The sequence below is a fragment of the Ruegeria sp. AWH4_226 genome, assembly GCF_056159225.1.
Genome location: NZ_JBSWUU010000002.1, coordinates 291,982 through 307,631 on the forward strand (window position 1 = coordinate 291,982; position 15,650 = coordinate 307,631).

The window sequence follows — 15,650 nt, forward strand, 5'->3', positions numbered from 1 at the left end:
AGCGTTTTATTTGACGTCAATACCGCATAACAAGGTTCCGACATGAACTGGATCACAAACTACGTCCGCCCCCGGATCAACTCGATCTTCTCGCGCCGCGAAGTGCCCGAAAACCTTTGGCACAAGTGCGACGAGTGCGGCACGATGCTGTTCCACCGCGAGTTGGCGGAAAATCAGAACGTCTGCACGCAATGCGGTCACCATATGGCGATCACGCCGCGCGAGCGGTTCAGGCACCTGTTTGACGGCGGTATTTTCACCGAGGTCAACGTTCCTGCGCCGACGGCCGATCCGCTGCAGTTCCGGGATCAAAAGAAATACCCGGATCGCATGCGAGCCGCCCAGAAAAAGACCGGCGAGAAAGAAGCGATGCTTGTAGCCACCGGTGAAATCGGGCGCACCCCGATTGTAGCTGCTGCGCAGGACTTTTCGTTCATGGGCGGATCTATGGGCATGTATGTCGGCAACGCGATCATCGCCGCCGCGCAAGAGGCGGTAAAGCTCAAACGCCCGCTGATCCTGTTCTCAGCCGCAGGTGGTGCGCGGATGCAGGAAGGTATCCTCAGCCTGATGCAGATGCCCCGCACGACTGTGGCCGTTGAGATGCTGAAAGAGGCGAATCTGCCCTACATCGTCGTCCTGACCCACCCAACCACAGGCGGCGTTACCGCGTCTTATGCGATGCTGGGCGACGTACATATCTCGGAACCCAATGCACTGATTTGCTTCGCCGGACCCCGCGTCATTGAGCAGACAATTCGCGAAAAACTGCCCGAAGGATTCCAGCGCGCCGAATACCTTCTGGATCATGGCATGCTGGACCGCGTAACTAAGCGGACCGAGATGCGCGATGAGTTGATCACCATCACGCGCATGCTGCTCAAACAGCCGCCTGCGGTCAAAGGTGATTTGCCTGCCCCGGCACCCGAAGACACCAAGGTCGAGGCGCCGGCCGAAGACGCAGCCGAATAATGACCGGCCAGACATCTGACCTCATCCTCGACAGGATGATGGCGCTGCACCCCAAGATCATTGATCTGACCCTGGATCGTGTCTGGCGTTTGCTTACGGCCCTTCACAATCCGCAGGACAGTCTGCCGCCCGTGATCCACATTGCCGGGACCAACGGCAAGGGTTCGACCCTGGCAATGATCCGCGCCGGGCTTGAGGGGGCAGGGCTGTCGGCTCATGCCTATACCTCGCCGCATCTTGCGCGGTTCCATGAACGCATCCGTCTGGCGGGAAAGCTGATCTCAGAACCCGCCCTGACCGCCGTTCTGGATGAGTGTTACGCTGCCAATGATGGTGAGAACATCACCTATTTTGAGATCACGACCTGCGCGGCTCTGTTGGCCTTTGCCCGGGAAAAAGCGGATTTCACCTTGCTCGAGGTTGGTCTTGGCGGGCGTCTGGACGCAACCAACGTTGTTCCTCAACCTGCTGTGACGGTAATTACTCCGATCTCGATCGATCACGAGCAATTTCTTGGCAACTCTCTGGGAAAAATCGCAGCAGAAAAGGCGGGTATCATCAAACCCGGCGTTACCTGTATCGTTGGCCCTCAAGAAGATGAAGCACTTGAGGTTATCGAATATACAGCTGCGCGTCTGGGGGCGACGTTGTTGATCCACGGGCAGCATTGGCATGTGCATGAAGAAAACGGGCGCTTGATCTATCAGGATGAGACCGGTCTGCGCGATCTGCCAATGCCGAACCTTCTGGGCACACACCAGCTTCAAAACGCAGGCGCCGCGCTTGCTGTTCTGCGCTACCTGAACCTCGGCGATGATGCCTACGAAGCCGCCGTTTCCAAGGCCGAATGGCCTGCGCGGATGCAACGCCTCAAGACCGGTCCGCTTATCGAGGCCGCACCACAGGCGGAGTTGTGGCTGGACGGTGGCCACAATGCCGCCGCCGGTCTTGCTTTGGCAGACGTGCTGGCAAAACTACCCGAACGTCCAACGCATATGATCTGCGGAATGCTCAACACCAAAGATGTGACCGGCTATCTAGCACCACTGGCCAAACAGGCCGAAAGCCTGACTGCGGTCTCCATACCGGGTGAGGCAGCCACGCTGAGTGCGGAAGAGACCGCAGCTGCCGCTGCCAAGGTGAACCTGCCCGCAACAACCGCCGATAGCGTTACAGATGCGCTCAAGTCGATTGTTGCACAAAACCCGCAAGCCCGCGTTCTGATCTGCGGTTCGTTGTACCTTGCGGGCAATATCCTGCGCGAAAACGGCTGAACCTATCGGTGGCGGAGCGGGGCGGATATCTTACTTCCCCCAATCCTGATCCTGCATTTCGCGCAAGCGCGAGGCGGTGCGCTCAAACTCGAACGTGCCTTCGCCTTCAACGTAGAGCATTTCAGGCTGGGCAGCGGCAGAACAAATGAGGCGCACCTTTGCCTCGTACAGGGCATCTATCAGCGTCACGAACCGCCTTGCCTCGTTGAAATTGTTGCGTGACAGGCGCGGGATGTCCTCAAGCACCAGAACTTTTAGTACCTCTGCAATTGCCAAGTAATCTGCTGGTCCAAGCATCCTGCCGCACAGATCGTAGAACGATGCGCGCGCAACACCGTTTCGAAATGCGGGCAGCTCAACCGTCCGGCCCTTGACCTGCAACATCAAAGGCTCCGCAACACCACCTGACAGATCGTTCCATACGCTGCGAATAGCCTGTCGCGCCTCGGGCCCGATCGGAGTAAAGTAAACAGGTGCGCCCCTTAACCGGTTTTGCCTGTAGTCAGTCGGCGAAACCAGCTCCCAAACCTGAAGCTGTTCCTTGATATGGGCGATGAACGGCAAGAAAAGCTGGCGGTTCAGCCCGTCTTTGTACAGATCATCCGGGTGCCGGTTCGAGGTGGTTACAACCACAACACCGCCCTCATGCAGCATATCGAACAAACGTCCGACGATCATTGCATCAGTGATATCGGTTATCTGCATTTCGTCAAAGGCCAGCAACTTGACTGATTTAACAACCGCTTGTGCGACCGGGGCCAGTGCGTCTTCGACCCCGTCTTGACGTGCCTTGTGCATGCCTGCGTGAATTTCCTGCATGAAGGCATGGAAATGCACCCGCCGCACTGGAACGTCATCCATCGCGTCAACGAACATGTCCATCAACATGGATTTTCCGCGCCCCACACCCCCCCAAAGGTATAACCCCTTTGGCGGTGGCGGCGCCTTGCGAAAGAACCCTCGCTTGACCGGGGCCGACAGCTCTGCCCGGATACGCTCGAACTGGGGCAAGACAGCCTCTTGAGCATCATCCCGCGTCAGGGATCCTTCGGCAATGCGAGCGTCGTAAAGCGAAGTCAAATCCGTCATAGGGCCGAGCCATACCGCCCACGTTGCCCCTTGAAAAGCGGGCATTCTCACTGACACATCAAATTTCCTTATCCTTGACCTCAAATCTGTTGAATTGACCGGTTGTTCAAATTCGCTACCGTCCGTCAAACCACAGCTCTGGGACTCCAATGCCGCACACTGCACGCCTGCTGAACCCGATCCTGATCGTTGGATGCATCATCATCACGGTCAGCTTTGCCGTGCGTGCCTCGTTCGGCGTGTTCCAGATTCCAATTGCAAGCGAATTTGGCTGGCTCCGAACCGATTTCTCACTCGCAATTGCAATCCAGAACCTGGCCTGGGGGATCGGCCAGCCAATCTTTGCTGCGATTGCAGAGAAGATCGGTGACCGGAAAGCGATTATTCTGGGAGCGTTGACATATGCTGCCGGTATGGTCTTGTCGGCGTGGTCGATCACACCGTTTGGGCATCAGATGTATGCGTGGCTAGTTGGGTTCGGTATCGCGGGTACCGGCTTTGGCGTTGTGCTGGCCGTGGTCGGGCGCGCTTCGTCCGACAAAAACCGCTCAATGTCTTTGGCGATTGTCACGGCGGCGGGAAGCTTTGGGCAGGTAATCGGTGCACCGACAGCCGAGTGGTTGCTGACTTTCCTGCCCTGGCAACAGGTTTTTATTGTCTTTGCAATTGCGATTCTGGCACTGGTCCTGACGCTACCCTTCATGCGCGCGCCGCAACCGGTCAGCAAGGCCGAGTTGGAAGAGAGCATGGGCCAGATCATAGGACGTGCCTTCCGCGACCCGTCTTATGCCATGATATTCCTTGGGTTCTTCAGCTGCGGATACCAATTGGCCTTCATAACTGCCCATTTTCCTGCCTTCGTGACCGAAATGTGTGGACCTATCCAGCCCGGGGGTGTCCTGCATTCGCTGGGCATTACCACCACTTCGGCATTGGGTGCCGTGGCAATATCCTTGGTCGGATTGGCAAATATCGGCGGCACCCTCTTGGCAGGCTGGGCTGGAAACCACTTCCCGAAGAAATACCTGTTGGCGGGGATCTACACGTGCCGAACCTTTGCGGCAGCGATCTTCATCATCCTGCCAATCACACCGATGTCGGTTATCGTATTTTCGATCGTGATGGGGTCGCTCTGGCTGGCGACGGTGCCGCTGACCTCAGGCCTCGTCGCGCATCTTTATGGCCTGCGATACATGGGAACGCTTTATGGGTTCATCTTCCTCAGCCATCAGATCGGAGGATTCCTTGGTGTTTGGCTTGGCGGGCGGATGTACGATATCTACGGCGACTATACGATGGTTTGGTGGATCGGCGTGGCCGTAGGTGCCTTTAGCGCCATTGTTCACCTTCCCATTCGGGAAAATCGGACCGCTGCAGTTCCCGCCTGACCTATCTGGCCTCTTCCGAAGTCAACAACCCCTCGGCCACCAGCCGATCCGCCCAGCCTTGCGGCCCGGTGAAGTGATGCGTTTGCCACCCCCGCTTGCGCGCGGTCTCGATGTTGTCGATCCGATCATCCGCAAACAGCAACGCCTCTGGTGGCACACCGCAATCGGCCTCAACCATCTCGTAAATCGGTGGATGCGGCTTCACCGTTTTCATTCGCCCCGAGACGTAGTGCCGGTCAAACTCGTTCAGGAACGGATAGATCGTGGTGGCGTAATCAAAATTCTGTACGCCGAAATTGGTTAGTGCAAAAACGGGAATTTTCTTAGCACGCAAAGCGCGTTGGAGACGGACGGAGTGTGGGATCTCCGGCGCGGCCAACTCGATCCATTTATCATGCCACATCCTGATCTCGTAGCGCCAGTCGGGGTATTTCTCGGCCCATTTATAGATTGTGTCGGTGAAGTGATGGCCCTGATCGACCAAATCGTTCATCCCGTGCAGATCAACCTCTGCGAACATGGCGCGACGACGCTCTGCGCCGATAACCTTGTCATAATAGCGTTCAGGCTGCCATTCGATCAGAACATTTCCGATATCGAAAATTACAGCTTCAATTGGCATGTGGCGCCCCTGTTCATTTACCTATGCTCGCGCCGACTGAACCAATCCGGGACTGGATTTACAAGACGGAACCGCAGCGCGCAGCGCTGCCTCGCCCAACGGGAGGCGATGCATCTTTGATGCGTCGCCGACGGGCGGGAGTACTACCCGCACCGCGCCGCTCGCAACTCGCGTTCCAGGGCGTCCAGAAAGCGCGAGCGGTCGGCCTTGCCAAAAGGTTTGCCGCCGCCACCGGTCCCCAAGGGGTTGGCTGCGCGCAGGTCCGCCATAAGATCACGCATCGCCAGTTGTTGGCCGATATTGGCGGCTGTAAAGGCCTCACCATTCGGGCGCAGGACCCGCGCGCCTGCCTCAATGCATTTCGCAGCCAATGGAATGTCCGAAGTGATCACCACATCGCCTTCCCCGCACCGTTCCGCGATCCATTTGTCTGCCTCGTCGGCACCCTCGGATACGACCACGACCTGCACCAGCGGGTTTGGCGATGGCCGCAACCCGCCGTTCGACACCAGCGCCATCGGCACCTTGTGACGCGTGGCCACCCGTTCGGCCTCGGCCTTGACGGGGCAGGCATCACCATCGACATACAGCGTGGTCACGCCTTCTTTGCCTCTTTCTTTTCAGGTTCAGCTGGTTTCTTGCGCACCTTGAACTCCTCGGGGATTGGCATCCGGTTGAACGCGTCCAAACCGGCGATCTTGTAGGCTTCGGCCAAGGTTGGATAGTTGAACGTATTCTGGACGAAATAGTCCACCGTGCCTTTAAGGTTCAGCACGGCCTGCGCAATGTGGATAAGCTCTGTCGCGCCTTCGCCAACAATTTGCACGCCCAGCACCCGGCGGGTTTTCAACGAGAACAACATTTTCAGCATGCCGTGCTCCAACCCCATAATGTGACCGCGCGATGTCTCGCGAAAGCGCGCTACGCCAACCTCGTAGGGGATGCCGCGCTCTTGCAGCTCTTCCTCAGACATGCCGCAGGTCGAAATCTCGGGCACCGAGTAAATGCCATAGGGATACCACGGGCTTTCTGGCAGCGTCGGTGTTTCCAGGGCATGACAGGCAGCCACGCGCCCCTGTTGCAGCGACGTTGAGGCCAGCGAGGGATGCCCGATTACATCCCCCGTCGCATAGATATGCGGCACAGATGTCTGATAGGTCTTGCGATCCACCTTGATCCGATTGCGGTGGTCCGTCTCAAGCCCGACGGCATCCAGATTCAGCGCCGAGGTCGCACCCATTCGTCCGGCCGCAAACAACAGCATTTCCGCCCGAACATGCCGCCCGTTGTCCAGGGTTACTTCGACATGATCGCCCGCATCGTCGATCTTTTCCACCGCCGATCCCAACCGCAGATCGACGCCGTTTTCACGAATTTGATGGGTAAAGTCGTGGATGAGCCGTTTGTCGATGAAATCCAGAAACGTTTCGCGCGGCTCGATCAGCGTCACCCTCACGTCCAGTGCCGAGAACATGGTGGCGTATTCCACCCCGATCACACCGGCCCCAATCACGACCAGTGACCGCGGGATCTCTGCCATTTCTAGAAAATCGTCGCCGTCGACCACGGTCTTGCCGTTGAAAGGCACGTAATCCGGCCGATAGGTTTTGGTGCCCGTCGCGATCAGAAACTTGGCCGCCGTCAAGCGGGTCTTGTCTCCGGCATCGGTGGCCACCTCAACCTCATGCGGGCCAACAAATTTTGCAAGACCGTTGAGGGTTTCAACGTGATTTCGGTTGAACTGATGCTCCAGCACGTCGACCTCGTGGTCCAAAGTCATATGCAGACGCGCCTTGAGGTCTTCTGCCCGGATCTGATCCTTGACGCGGTATGAGCGGCCATAAAAGCTACGCTCGCGCCAGCCGGACAGGTTAAGAACGGTTTCCCGCAGGGTCTTCGAAGGAATAGTGCCCGTGTGAACGGACACGCCGCCGAACCTATCCTTGCGGTCGATGACCAGAACGCGCCGTTTTAGCTTGCCGGCCTGTATCGCTGCGGAACGTCCCGACGGGCCCGACCCGATTATGATCAGGTCAAAGTCGTATTTGCTCATCCGTTAATCCCCATACAGCGCTTCGGCGTGAAAGGTGATGTGGTCTTCCATGAAGGTCGACACGAAGAAATAGGAATGATCATACCCCGGCTGGAGGCGGTAAGTAGCCTGTTGGCGGCGTTCAGCGATCGCAGAGGCCAGCGCCTCGGGGCGCAGAAGGTCGATGAATTGATCATTCGCGCCAGTATCGATCAGGATCGGGCCATCAAAACCCTTTTCTTTCATCAACAGCGCGGCGTCATGCTTGGCCCATGCGGCCTCGTCATCACCCAGATAGGCGCTGAGCTGCTTACGACCCCAATCCGATCCGGTCGGGTTCGAGATTGGGGCAAAGGCTGAAACGGACCGGAAACGCCCGTGCAGGTTCATCGCCAGCGTCAAGGCGCCATGGCCACCCATCGAATGCCCGGTGATCGCCTGACGATCCCCGTCGATGGGGAAGGTTTTGGTCAGAAAGCCGGGCAGTTCCTCGGCCACGTAATCCCACATTTTGAAATGCGGCGCCCAGGGCGCTTGCGTCGCGTTGACATAAAACCCTGCACCCTGACCCAGATCGTAGTCTTCGTGATCCGCGACACCCTCACCCCGTGGCGATGTATCGGGAAACACAACGGCGATGCCTTGTTCTGCCGCCCAGGCCTGCGCACCTGCTTTGGTCATGGCGTTTTCATGGGTGCAGGTCAGACCGGACAGATACCACAGTACAGGCACAGGGCCGTCCTTGGCCTCGGCGGGTAGAAACAGGCCTAAGGTCATATCGCACTGGCAGGCTGAGGAGGCATGGCGGTAAACGCCCTGCACACCCCCGAAACAGGCGTTTTCAGAAAGGGTTTCCATCTGGCAAAATCCTTCACTTTGAGTTGCGACATGGCTAACGACCCGCGGGCGTGGCGTAAAGACCACCGTCCGCGGAGGCACATATTTTTTGATCGTCAGACTTCAGAGTGCTGCGAGCCAAGCAATCACAACGGGTACGGTCAGTATGCTGGCCGCGGTCGACAACAGAATTGCCGCTGACGCGCGGTGCGGGGCCACGCGGTAATGGGCGGCCAGCATATAGACATTGCCCGCAACCGGTAACGCGGCGGCAGCGATGGCGACCGAGGCTGGAAATGACGCAACCGGGATCAGCCAGATCAAGGCAATTGCGACACAGGCCGGATGAAGGACCAGCTTGCAGAAGCTCAGCCAGGCCGCAATCTGGACCCGCTCGGCGGATTTGGACGCCAGCGACGCTCCGATCGCGAACAATGCGCCGGGCGTTGCAGCCCCGCCCAGAAGGCTCAGAAAATCGTTCATCGGGTCAGGGACCGGCACCTGAAAGGCCGACCATAGCATGCCCGCAGAAATTGACACGATCATAGGGTTCTTCACCAATCCTAAGCCGATAAGACGCAAAGTGGCGAGGCTGAGGCGACCGTCGCGACCGGCATGGATCAAGATCACGATGAGTGAGGAAAAAACCACCAGATCAACTGCCAAGACGAGCATAACGGGCCCGATGGCCGCTTCGGACAACAGCAGGGCCAACATCGGCAAACCTAAAAAGCCAACGTTGCCAATGGCCGCGCATTGCGCCTCGACCGCCGCGGTGGGGACATCAAGCCCCCGTATCCACGCCACAAATGTGGCCAACAGATAGACGGCCATTGTGCCCAGCAGATAGCCCAAAACCAGCCGGCCGTTGAAGATTTCGGCAAAAGGCAACGTTGCGGCAAAGCGGAACAGCATCGCTGAAAGCGCAAAATAAAAAACAAACTTGGTCAGATAAGCCGTCGCGTCTTCGGTAAAGAAGCGGCTGCGCCCGGCCCAGTACCCCAGGCCGATGATCGCAAAGAACGGAAGGGTGCGCAGAAAAATCTCGACCATGGGCAGAGTGTTAGCACTGTTTTGCTGCTTAGCAAATCACCCGAAATCAAGGCCTCCAAACGCAAGAATATTGAGTGAGGATCAGCCATTTCTCAACGAAATTGCGCGAATCGTTGTATCTGAACTGATCGGTTTATAGTTTGTTGGGTACAGCTACCCAAGGAGAGCCCATGACTGAGACAGCCGCCATCCTTCGAACGGGCCGCAAATTTGATCAGGTGCTGCGCGGCGCCCGAGAGGTTTTCATGGCGGATGGGTTCGAAGGCGCAAGCGTCGATGACATCGCGCGGGCGGCGGGTGTTTCGAAGGCAACGTTGTACAGCTATTTCCCGGACAAGCGGTTGCTGTTCACCGAAGTCGCCCAGACCGAATGCAAAAGGCTTGCTGAAAACGTCATTTCGATGATCGACGATTCCAAACCTGCGCGCGAGGTTCTTACAATTGCGGCGACACAGCTGGCAGCGTTCTTGGTGTCGGATTTCTCGCAACAGGTGTTTCGGGTTTGTGTTGCCGAACGGGACCGGTTCCCGGAACTTGGCATGGCCTTTTTTGAGGCCGGGCCGCAGAACGGTCAGCGCCACATGGTAGAGTATCTTGAGAAGGCCGTCGAAAAGGGTGAACTCGCCATCGAAGATGTGCAGATCGCGGCGGAACAATTTTCAGAGCTGTGCAAGGTCCGCATCTGGACCAAGGCAGCATTGGGTATTCAGACAAGTTTCAGCAAATCGGAAATCGACGAGATCGCGTTGCAGGCCGTTGATATGTTCATGGCCCGATACGGTGTCTGACAAAGAGGGCACGACCAAGATTTGAGCAGCCACGAAGGCGTTCGCTGAAACAAGGGCCAACGGCGAAATTGATGTTTGACAGGTGGCGCATTCTGGAAAACCATCTGTCGGATAATGCGAAGGCCCTTTGATCTTTGACCCGTGCGACTGCCAGTTTTTCCCGCCGTCTGAGCGACTTGCTTGTTCAGATATATCCTGAACACGATCAGGCTATTCTGGCGCAACAGATCACAGATGCTTTCTGGCCCGCAGGCACGCATCGGCGGAAACAAGGCCGCAAGCCCGGCAACAAGCTTTGGTCGGAAAAAGACAGCGTCCTGATCACATATGGAAACTCGATCGAAGATCAGGCCCACAAACCGTTGGACCTATTGCACGACTTTCTGATCCGGCATCTCAGGGGTGTCGTGAACGGTGTGCATATCCTGCCGTTTTTTCCTTTTACCTCGGATGATGGGTTTGCGGTGTCTGACTACTATAGCGTCAGTACTCAGCTGGGCGATTGGCCCGACATCACGCGGATCGCCAAAGATTTCCACCTGATGTCCGATCTGGTGCTGAACCATGTGTCCAGTCAAGGCGCGTGGTTTACCAATTACCTGCAGGGAAAATCTCCTCACGACCGTTTCTTTGTCGAAGCCACGCCCGAGGATGATCTATCTCAGGTCGTGCGTCCTCGCACTACGCCGCTGTTGCGGCAGGTCGAAACCAATCAGGGCGAGAAATACGTTTGGTGTACCTTCAGTCACGATCAGGTTGATCTGGATTTTTCGAACCCTGAGGTCTTGATCGAGATGCTGCGGATCATCCGCCTCCACATAGACAAAGGGGTGCGGATCCTGCGGCTGGATGCGGTGGCTTTTGTCTGGAAAGAGATCGGCACCAACTGCATCCACCTGCCGCAGACACACGCCATCGTTCAATTGCTAAGGCTGCTCTGCGACTTTACAACGGAAACACTGGTCCTGTTGACCGAAACCAATGTTCCCCGAACTGAGAACCTCAGCTATTTCGGCAATCGGAATGAGGCGCACGCCGTTTACAACTTCCCTCTGCCGCCGCTGATCCTACATGCGATGCAGTCGGGGACAGCACAATATCTGCGTGAATGGCAGGCTGCGATGCCTCCTGCGCAATTGGGATGCGCCTATCTGAACTTTACGGCCAGTCATGATGGGATTGGCATGCGCCCTGCCGAAGGGGTTCTGCCGCCTGATGAAAAAACACGCATGATCGACACTGTCCGCCGTATTGGCGGTTTGGTTTCAATGCGGGCCTTGCCCGACGGGCGGGAAGAACCCTATGAGCTGAACTGCGGGTATTTCGAGGCCATGCGCGAAACGTTTGACGGAGAGGACCAGTACCATCTGGCGCGCTTCATCTGCTCTCAGACGATTGTCATGTCGCTTGAGGGGATACCGGCGTTCTACATCCATTCCCTGCTGGCAACGCCAAACGATCATGAGGGGGTCGCTCGGCGCGGCATGAATCGGGCAATCAACCGACATCGCTGGCATTATCCAGAGCTGCTGGCGCGATTGGCTGATCCGGGATCAAATCAGGCCTTGGTGTTGTCGGAACTGTCGCGGCGCATCCGATTACGCGCAAAGCAACCCGCCTTTCATCCCAACGCGACGCAATTCACCTTGCGGTTGGACAATCGGGTCTTTGGCATCTGGCGGCAGAGCCTGGATCGCAGTCAGTCGATTTTTGCTTTACACAATGTCTCGTCAGAGCCAGTGAATGTCAGCCCGACCGAGTTTAACATGATTGCCGAAGAAACCTGGACCGATGCCCTGACTGAGGAAATCCTTGCAACTAACGGCCCGGATATCGTGCTCGCCCCGTATCAATGCCGCTGGATCACGAATGCGGGGTGAATTCTGCAAGATCGTCGGACACCGCCGCCTTGAGCCGCAACAAGAATTCAGGGTCCGCTGAATGGACACGGTTCCAGGTCGGGATGAACGGCGTTTCATGCGGGTTGTCCAGAAAAAACTGACCAGCGCGGATGATGTTTTCGGCAAACAGCTCGATTGATTTTTCTTCCTTGTGGCGATCCAGTTCCAACCCGTTCATCCGTGCATCGGTGTAGTAGCTTTCAAGCAAATCCAGCGCTGAGCGGTAGTATGTTGCCTTCAGAGTGCGGAACGTGTTCGGGGTAAAGACTGTCCCATCTGCGGCAAGCTTGCGGAAGATTGCCTTGCAGATGTCCGTGGACATGCGACTGAGACCCTGATTGGCGTCTTCGGGCGACAGGTCCTGGTGCTTATGATCGTAATTGTCGGCGATTTCGACCTGGCAGACAGATTTGGGCGCCAGATTGCGCCACGCCTCGGACAGTACGCCAATCTCCAACCCCCAGTCTGACGGGATGCGCAGATCGGGCAGGGTAGGGGTGCGGATCGCGAACTCGCCCGACAACGGATACCGAAAGCTGCGCAGGTAATCGAGGTAGTCCCGATCTCCGACCACCTTCTTCAATGCAATCAACAGCGGGCTAACCAAAAGACGCGTGACACGACCGTTCAGCTTGCCATCACCAATGCGCGGGTAGAAACCCTTGGCCATTTGGAACGGAAAGGTAGGGTTCACGACCGGATAGACCAACCGGTCCAGCATCTGTCGATCGTAAGTTACGATATCGCAGTCGTGAATCGCCATAACCGAACTGTCTGCACACGCCAGTAAATAACCAATGCAAGACCAAACATTCTTGCCTTTGCCGGGTTCCTGCGGGGCAAGACCCAAATCGTTCAGATGCGATTGCAATAGGCTCAGGCGCGGGCTGTCATTCCAGATCACGGCATGGTTTTGCGGTAGTTTTGCAAAAAACGCGCGTGCATGACGGTATTGACTCTCATCAGCCTGATCCAGCCCGATGACAATACGGTGGAGATAGCTCACCTGCGCCAACTCATCCAAGATACCCGCCAGCGCCGGGCCTTCCAGCTCGGAGTAAAGGCACGGCAATATCAGAGTAATTTTGCGGGTCTCAGCATAAACCGAAATCTCATGCGCCAGATGTCCCGCAGGTCGACTGCGCAGATTGTGCAGCGTGGTTATATTGCCGTTCTGATGAAAATCCGCCATGCCGAATACCTTTTGTGATCAGAGGTCCGCAGTCAGGATCAGGATCGCCTCTGACCAGCCCTGCGGCCCGCTATGTGTTGTTCTCAGTATCTGTTTTTCTATGTCTGGTGGAAAAGGGGGAATTGACGGTCCATCAGGATTGGCGACAACGACGCCCTGATCAGCAGTTTGGATCATTTCAGCGTCGTTTGGTGCATCACCCAAGGCAATTGTGCGGCGGGGTTTGAGGTGCCGGATCACTTCGGCCATCGCGTCAGCTTTCGTTCTGCCAAAGGACAGGGTCAGAAAGCGACCACCTTGCCTAGCCGTCACTCCGTTACGTGCCGCTTCTTTCAAAAATGCCTGCAAGCCTGCTTGAGACCCCGTCCAGAGACCGGGTTCACTAAACCTGCGTCGGCGTGCAAGGGCCGCTTGCGCCGGGCTGAGGCCCGTTTCCCGCGCGACGTCGAAATCTGTCATGTCTCCGAACCCGAGAAACCCCTTGGGCAGCGTTTCAAGGACGGCACGCAGGCGAGTATAATCGTCGTCATTAGAATCGGGTTTGCCGGGCCAAAGTATGCCTGCACCGTTTTCGACGATGGCGGGCATGTCGGTCAGACCCATCTGTTGCTGAAGGACACGAATTTCTTCCGCTGTCTTGCTGCTGGCCAGAACAAGGCCGGCCCCCAGATCTCTCAACCGTTCAAGGCCGGGTTTGGCCGCGTCCCAGCCATAGTCGTGATGATCCAATAGCGTCCCATCCAAATCAGAAAACACCAATAGGGGCAGGGCGTGTGCGGCAGAGTCGTTCATTTGCCGGAGAGTAAAGGATCGCGGACGCACATTGTAAATGCGGACTGACGAATTTCCGGTCAACTTCGGCACGAACGCCTAATTATTGGGCGCATTTGTTGCCAGGCGACATCGGGTGCTATGGTCGTTTGAACACGCGCCGCGCCGCCTCAACTTTGGCGCGCACAAAGCAATCCTCGGCGTGATCATTGATCAACCCCATGGCCTGCATGAACGCATAGACCGTTGTTGGCCCCAGGAATTTCCACCCCCTGCGCTTTAACTCTCGTGCAATTGCCTCGGATTCCGGGCTGGTTGACCGGGACTGCGGCGGCGCGAGGTTTTCAGGTCGCGGTTCGTAGCGCCAGAAAAAGCTGGCCAGCGATCCTTCGGTCTCAACCATTTCAACAGCACGCCCGGCGTTGTTGATCACCGCAGCGATCTTGCCCTTGTGTCTCACGATGGAGTCATCAGTGAGCAAACGATTTACGTCCGCTTGCCCATATGTTGCAATCTTCCGAAAATCGAACCTGTCAAAAGCGGCGCGAAAGCCCTCGCGCTTGTTCAGAATTGTCCGCCAGCTCAATCCCGATTGGAAGCTTTCAAGGCAAAGTTTTTCAAAGAGACGGGTATCGTCCGCAACGGGAAAACCCCATTCTTTATCATGATAGTCCAAGAATTCCGGTGCGGCACCAGCCCACTTACATCTTGTGCGCCCATCAGGTCCAACAAAAAGCGCGCTCATGCAGCGGCGCCTTTCAGAAACGCCAACCGCGCGTCAGTTCGGCCGGGTGCGACCTCTTGAATGTGGGGCGTCGCAATGCCTTCCGCAACAAACGGGTCAGCGGCCACCCGTTCTTCAAGTTGGTCCCGACTGCTCGCAACGGCAAGTATTGCACCCCCACCCTGAGGTTTCAGTCCGCCGACAACAAGGAAAGCCCCGTCGTCGAACCCTTTTGCAATCCACGCGTTATGCGCAGCCATGTACTCGGCCGCTTTTCTTTTCTTTTCTGTCAGGTTGAGGGTGATGATATACATGATATTTCCGTCTAGGTTTTGATAATTACGCCATCGGCCACAGCATCAAGCCAGGCCAGCATTTGTTGCGCTTCTTGTTCAAGGAACGGCTCATCGGGATAGGCGTTGGCAAGGGTTGCCGCACCTTGGCTTCGCGCCAGAATATGCATGGCCAGTGCATCGGCATCGTCTTCTCTGCCCATTTCCTTGAACCTCCGAGCCAGCCAGACTCGGAACAGATCGAACAGATCGCGTGCACCGGACTCGCCGGGATGGTTCAGCTTTGACAATTCCAGGAACAACGTCCCGACGGGGCACCCGTATGAGCGGATCTTTTGGTTGTTCATCAACAAGATTCGGATGAAGTTGGCGACGCATTGCTTTGGGGAATGGCCTGCTTCGACCCATCTTCCCAGCATTTCCGACCTGTCGCGAATTCGACGCTCGATAACAGCATCCAGAATCTCATCCTTGGTCTTGAAGTGGTAATAGAAGTTGCCGCGCGAGATTCCCACGACGCTTGCAATATCTGCGAAAGACGTAAAATCGAACCCGCGTTCATAGATCAGCTTGTCCGCAGCGGTTATTATCTTTTCGCGCGTATCCGATGCCTTCATGCCCACTTCTTTCCAAACTTGACCCAAACACCGCCTGAGTCACACTCAGTTCTTAAGGTTAGATTTGGGGCAAGTGTCCTAAATTGTCAATCGATTA

16 protein-coding genes are annotated in these 15,650 nt (G+C 56.6%); 5 read left to right on the forward strand and 11 right to left on the reverse strand.

Translation table 11 applies throughout. The annotated features are described in order from the left end of the window. Positions 1–42: 42 nt before the first annotated feature. The gene (accD, locus tag ACXAET_RS16755; protein WP_068333028.1) at positions 43–972 is read left to right on the forward strand and encodes an acetyl-CoA carboxylase, carboxyltransferase subunit beta; all 930 of its coding nucleotides are present in this window, start codon (positions 43–45) and stop codon (positions 970–972) included. Further along, the gene (locus ACXAET_RS16760; RefSeq protein WP_475187673.1) at positions 972–2,246 is read left to right on the forward strand and encodes a bifunctional folylpolyglutamate synthase/dihydrofolate synthase; all 1,275 of its coding nucleotides are present in this window, start codon (positions 972–974) and stop codon (positions 2,244–2,246) included. The genes accD and ACXAET_RS16760 overlap by 1 nt, the downstream gene beginning before the upstream one ends. 30 nt (positions 2,247–2,276) lie before the next feature. On the opposite strand, the gene zapE is transcribed toward ACXAET_RS16760, so the two are convergent. After that, positions 2,277–3,335 carry a cell division protein ZapE gene (zapE, locus tag ACXAET_RS16765; RefSeq protein ID WP_475187674.1) on the reverse strand — a complete coding sequence of 353 codons (1,059 nt, stop codon included), beginning with the start codon at positions 3,333–3,335 and terminating at the stop codon, positions 2,277–2,279. A 149-nt stretch (positions 3,336–3,484) separates the two neighbouring features. Between zapE and ACXAET_RS16770 the strand changes: the two genes are divergently transcribed. Beyond that, entirely contained in the window at positions 3,485–4,723 is a 1,239-nt protein-coding gene (locus ACXAET_RS16770; RefSeq protein ID WP_475187676.1) for an MFS transporter, read from the forward strand. Between the two features lies 1 nt (position 4,724). On the opposite strand, the gene ACXAET_RS16775 is transcribed toward ACXAET_RS16770, so the two are convergent. The 5 genes from ACXAET_RS16775 to ACXAET_RS16795 all read right to left on the reverse strand — a co-directional run bounded on the left by ACXAET_RS16775 (position 4,725) and on the right by ACXAET_RS16795 (position 9,267). Further along, on the reverse strand, positions 4,725–5,345 hold the full coding sequence (locus ACXAET_RS16775) for an HAD family hydrolase (protein ID WP_475187677.1): 621 nt from the start codon (positions 5,343–5,345) through the stop codon (positions 4,725–4,727). Positions 5,346–5,488: 143 nt separating this feature from the next. Beyond that, a complete protein-coding gene (locus ACXAET_RS16780) occupies positions 5,489–5,944 on the reverse strand; it encodes a YaiI/YqxD family protein (RefSeq protein WP_475187678.1) in 456 nt (151 codons plus the stop codon). Next, complete coding sequence (gene sthA / locus ACXAET_RS16785) at positions 5,941–7,398, reverse strand: Si-specific NAD(P)(+) transhydrogenase (protein WP_224889975.1); 1,458 nt, start codon at positions 7,396–7,398, stop codon at positions 5,941–5,943. The genes ACXAET_RS16780 and sthA overlap by 4 nt, the downstream gene beginning before the upstream one ends. Before the next feature lie 3 nt (positions 7,399–7,401). Beyond that, complete coding sequence (fghA, locus tag ACXAET_RS16790; protein ID WP_475187680.1) at positions 7,402–8,235, reverse strand: S-formylglutathione hydrolase; 834 nt, start codon at positions 8,233–8,235, stop codon at positions 7,402–7,404. A 102-nt stretch (positions 8,236–8,337) separates the two neighbouring features. Then, positions 8,338–9,267, reverse strand: coding sequence for an AEC family transporter (locus ACXAET_RS16795; protein WP_475187683.1), 930 nt, complete (start codon positions 9,265–9,267; stop codon positions 8,338–8,340). A gap of 170 nt (positions 9,268–9,437) precedes the next feature. Between ACXAET_RS16795 and ACXAET_RS16800 the strand changes: the two genes are divergently transcribed. Together ACXAET_RS16800 and ACXAET_RS16805 are read left to right on the forward strand one after the other, a co-directional pair. Continuing rightward, positions 9,438–10,055, forward strand: a complete 618-nt coding sequence (locus tag ACXAET_RS16800; RefSeq protein WP_475187686.1) for a TetR/AcrR family transcriptional regulator — start codon at positions 9,438–9,440, stop codon at positions 10,053–10,055. A 134-nt stretch (positions 10,056–10,189) separates the two neighbouring features. Next, positions 10,190–11,935 (forward strand): sugar phosphorylase, encoded by a 1,746-nt coding sequence (locus ACXAET_RS16805; RefSeq protein ID WP_475187688.1) that lies wholly within the window; start codon positions 10,190–10,192, stop codon positions 11,933–11,935. Here the strand turns inward: ACXAET_RS16805 and ACXAET_RS16810 are convergent. The 5 genes from ACXAET_RS16810 to ACXAET_RS16830 all read right to left on the reverse strand — a co-directional run bounded on the left by ACXAET_RS16810 (position 11,919) and on the right by ACXAET_RS16830 (position 15,553). Further along, positions 11,919–13,148 (reverse strand): glycosyltransferase family protein, encoded by a 1,230-nt coding sequence (locus tag ACXAET_RS16810; RefSeq protein WP_475187691.1) that lies wholly within the window; start codon positions 13,146–13,148, stop codon positions 11,919–11,921. The two genes, ACXAET_RS16805 and ACXAET_RS16810, sit on opposite strands and share 17 nt — an antisense overlap. 18 nt (positions 13,149–13,166) lie before the next feature. Further along, positions 13,167–13,940 carry an HAD-IIB family hydrolase gene (locus ACXAET_RS16815; RefSeq protein ID WP_475187694.1) on the reverse strand — a complete coding sequence of 258 codons (774 nt, stop codon included), beginning with the start codon at positions 13,938–13,940 and terminating at the stop codon, positions 13,167–13,169. A 118-nt stretch (positions 13,941–14,058) separates the two neighbouring features. After that, positions 14,059–14,664: a DNA-3-methyladenine glycosylase I gene (locus tag ACXAET_RS16820; RefSeq protein WP_475187697.1), complete on the reverse strand. Its 606-nt coding sequence runs from the start codon at positions 14,662–14,664 to the stop codon at positions 14,059–14,061. Next, positions 14,661–14,957, reverse strand: a complete 297-nt coding sequence (locus tag ACXAET_RS16825) for a YciI family protein (protein ID WP_475187700.1) — start codon at positions 14,955–14,957, stop codon at positions 14,661–14,663. The genes ACXAET_RS16820 and ACXAET_RS16825 overlap by 4 nt, the downstream gene beginning before the upstream one ends. Positions 14,958–14,968: 11 nt before the next feature. After that, entirely contained in the window at positions 14,969–15,553 is a 585-nt protein-coding gene (locus ACXAET_RS16830; RefSeq protein ID WP_475187704.1) for a TetR/AcrR family transcriptional regulator, read from the reverse strand. Positions 15,554–15,650 lie beyond the last annotated feature (97 nt).

Coding starts and splice junctions, on each gene's coding strand:
- zapE (WP_475187674.1), bottom strand. CDS start 3,335: ATGACGGATTTGACTTCGCTTTACGACGCTCGCATTGCCGAAGGATCC.
- ACXAET_RS16810 (WP_475187691.1), bottom strand. CDS start 13,148: ATGGCGGATTTTCATCAGAACGGCAATATAACCACGCTGCACAATCTG.
- ACXAET_RS16795 (WP_475187683.1), bottom strand. CDS start 9,267: ATGGTCGAGATTTTTCTGCGCACCCTTCCGTTCTTTGCGATCATCGGC.
- ACXAET_RS16800 (WP_475187686.1), top strand. CDS start 9,438: ATGACTGAGACAGCCGCCATCCTTCGAACGGGCCGCAAATTTGATCAG.
- ACXAET_RS16775 (WP_475187677.1), bottom strand. CDS start 5,345: ATGCCAATTGAAGCTGTAATTTTCGATATCGGAAATGTTCTGATCGAA.
- fghA (WP_475187680.1), bottom strand. CDS start 8,235: ATGGAAACCCTTTCTGAAAACGCCTGTTTCGGGGGTGTGCAGGGCGTT.
- ACXAET_RS16830 (WP_475187704.1), bottom strand. CDS start 15,553: ATGAAGGCATCGGATACGCGCGAAAAGATAATAACCGCTGCGGACAAG.
- ACXAET_RS16820 (WP_475187697.1), bottom strand. CDS start 14,664: ATGAGCGCGCTTTTTGTTGGACCTGATGGGCGCACAAGATGTAAGTGG.
- ACXAET_RS16760 (WP_475187673.1), top strand. CDS start 972: ATGACCGGCCAGACATCTGACCTCATCCTCGACAGGATGATGGCGCTG.
- sthA (WP_224889975.1), bottom strand. CDS start 7,398: ATGAGCAAATACGACTTTGACCTGATCATAATCGGGTCGGGCCCGTCG.
- ACXAET_RS16770 (WP_475187676.1), top strand. CDS start 3,485: ATGCCGCACACTGCACGCCTGCTGAACCCGATCCTGATCGTTGGATGC.
- ACXAET_RS16825 (WP_475187700.1), bottom strand. CDS start 14,957: ATGTATATCATCACCCTCAACCTGACAGAAAAGAAAAGAAAAGCGGCC.
- ACXAET_RS16815 (WP_475187694.1), bottom strand. CDS start 13,940: ATGAACGACTCTGCCGCACACGCCCTGCCCCTATTGGTGTTTTCTGAT.
- accD (WP_068333028.1), top strand. CDS start 43: ATGAACTGGATCACAAACTACGTCCGCCCCCGGATCAACTCGATCTTC.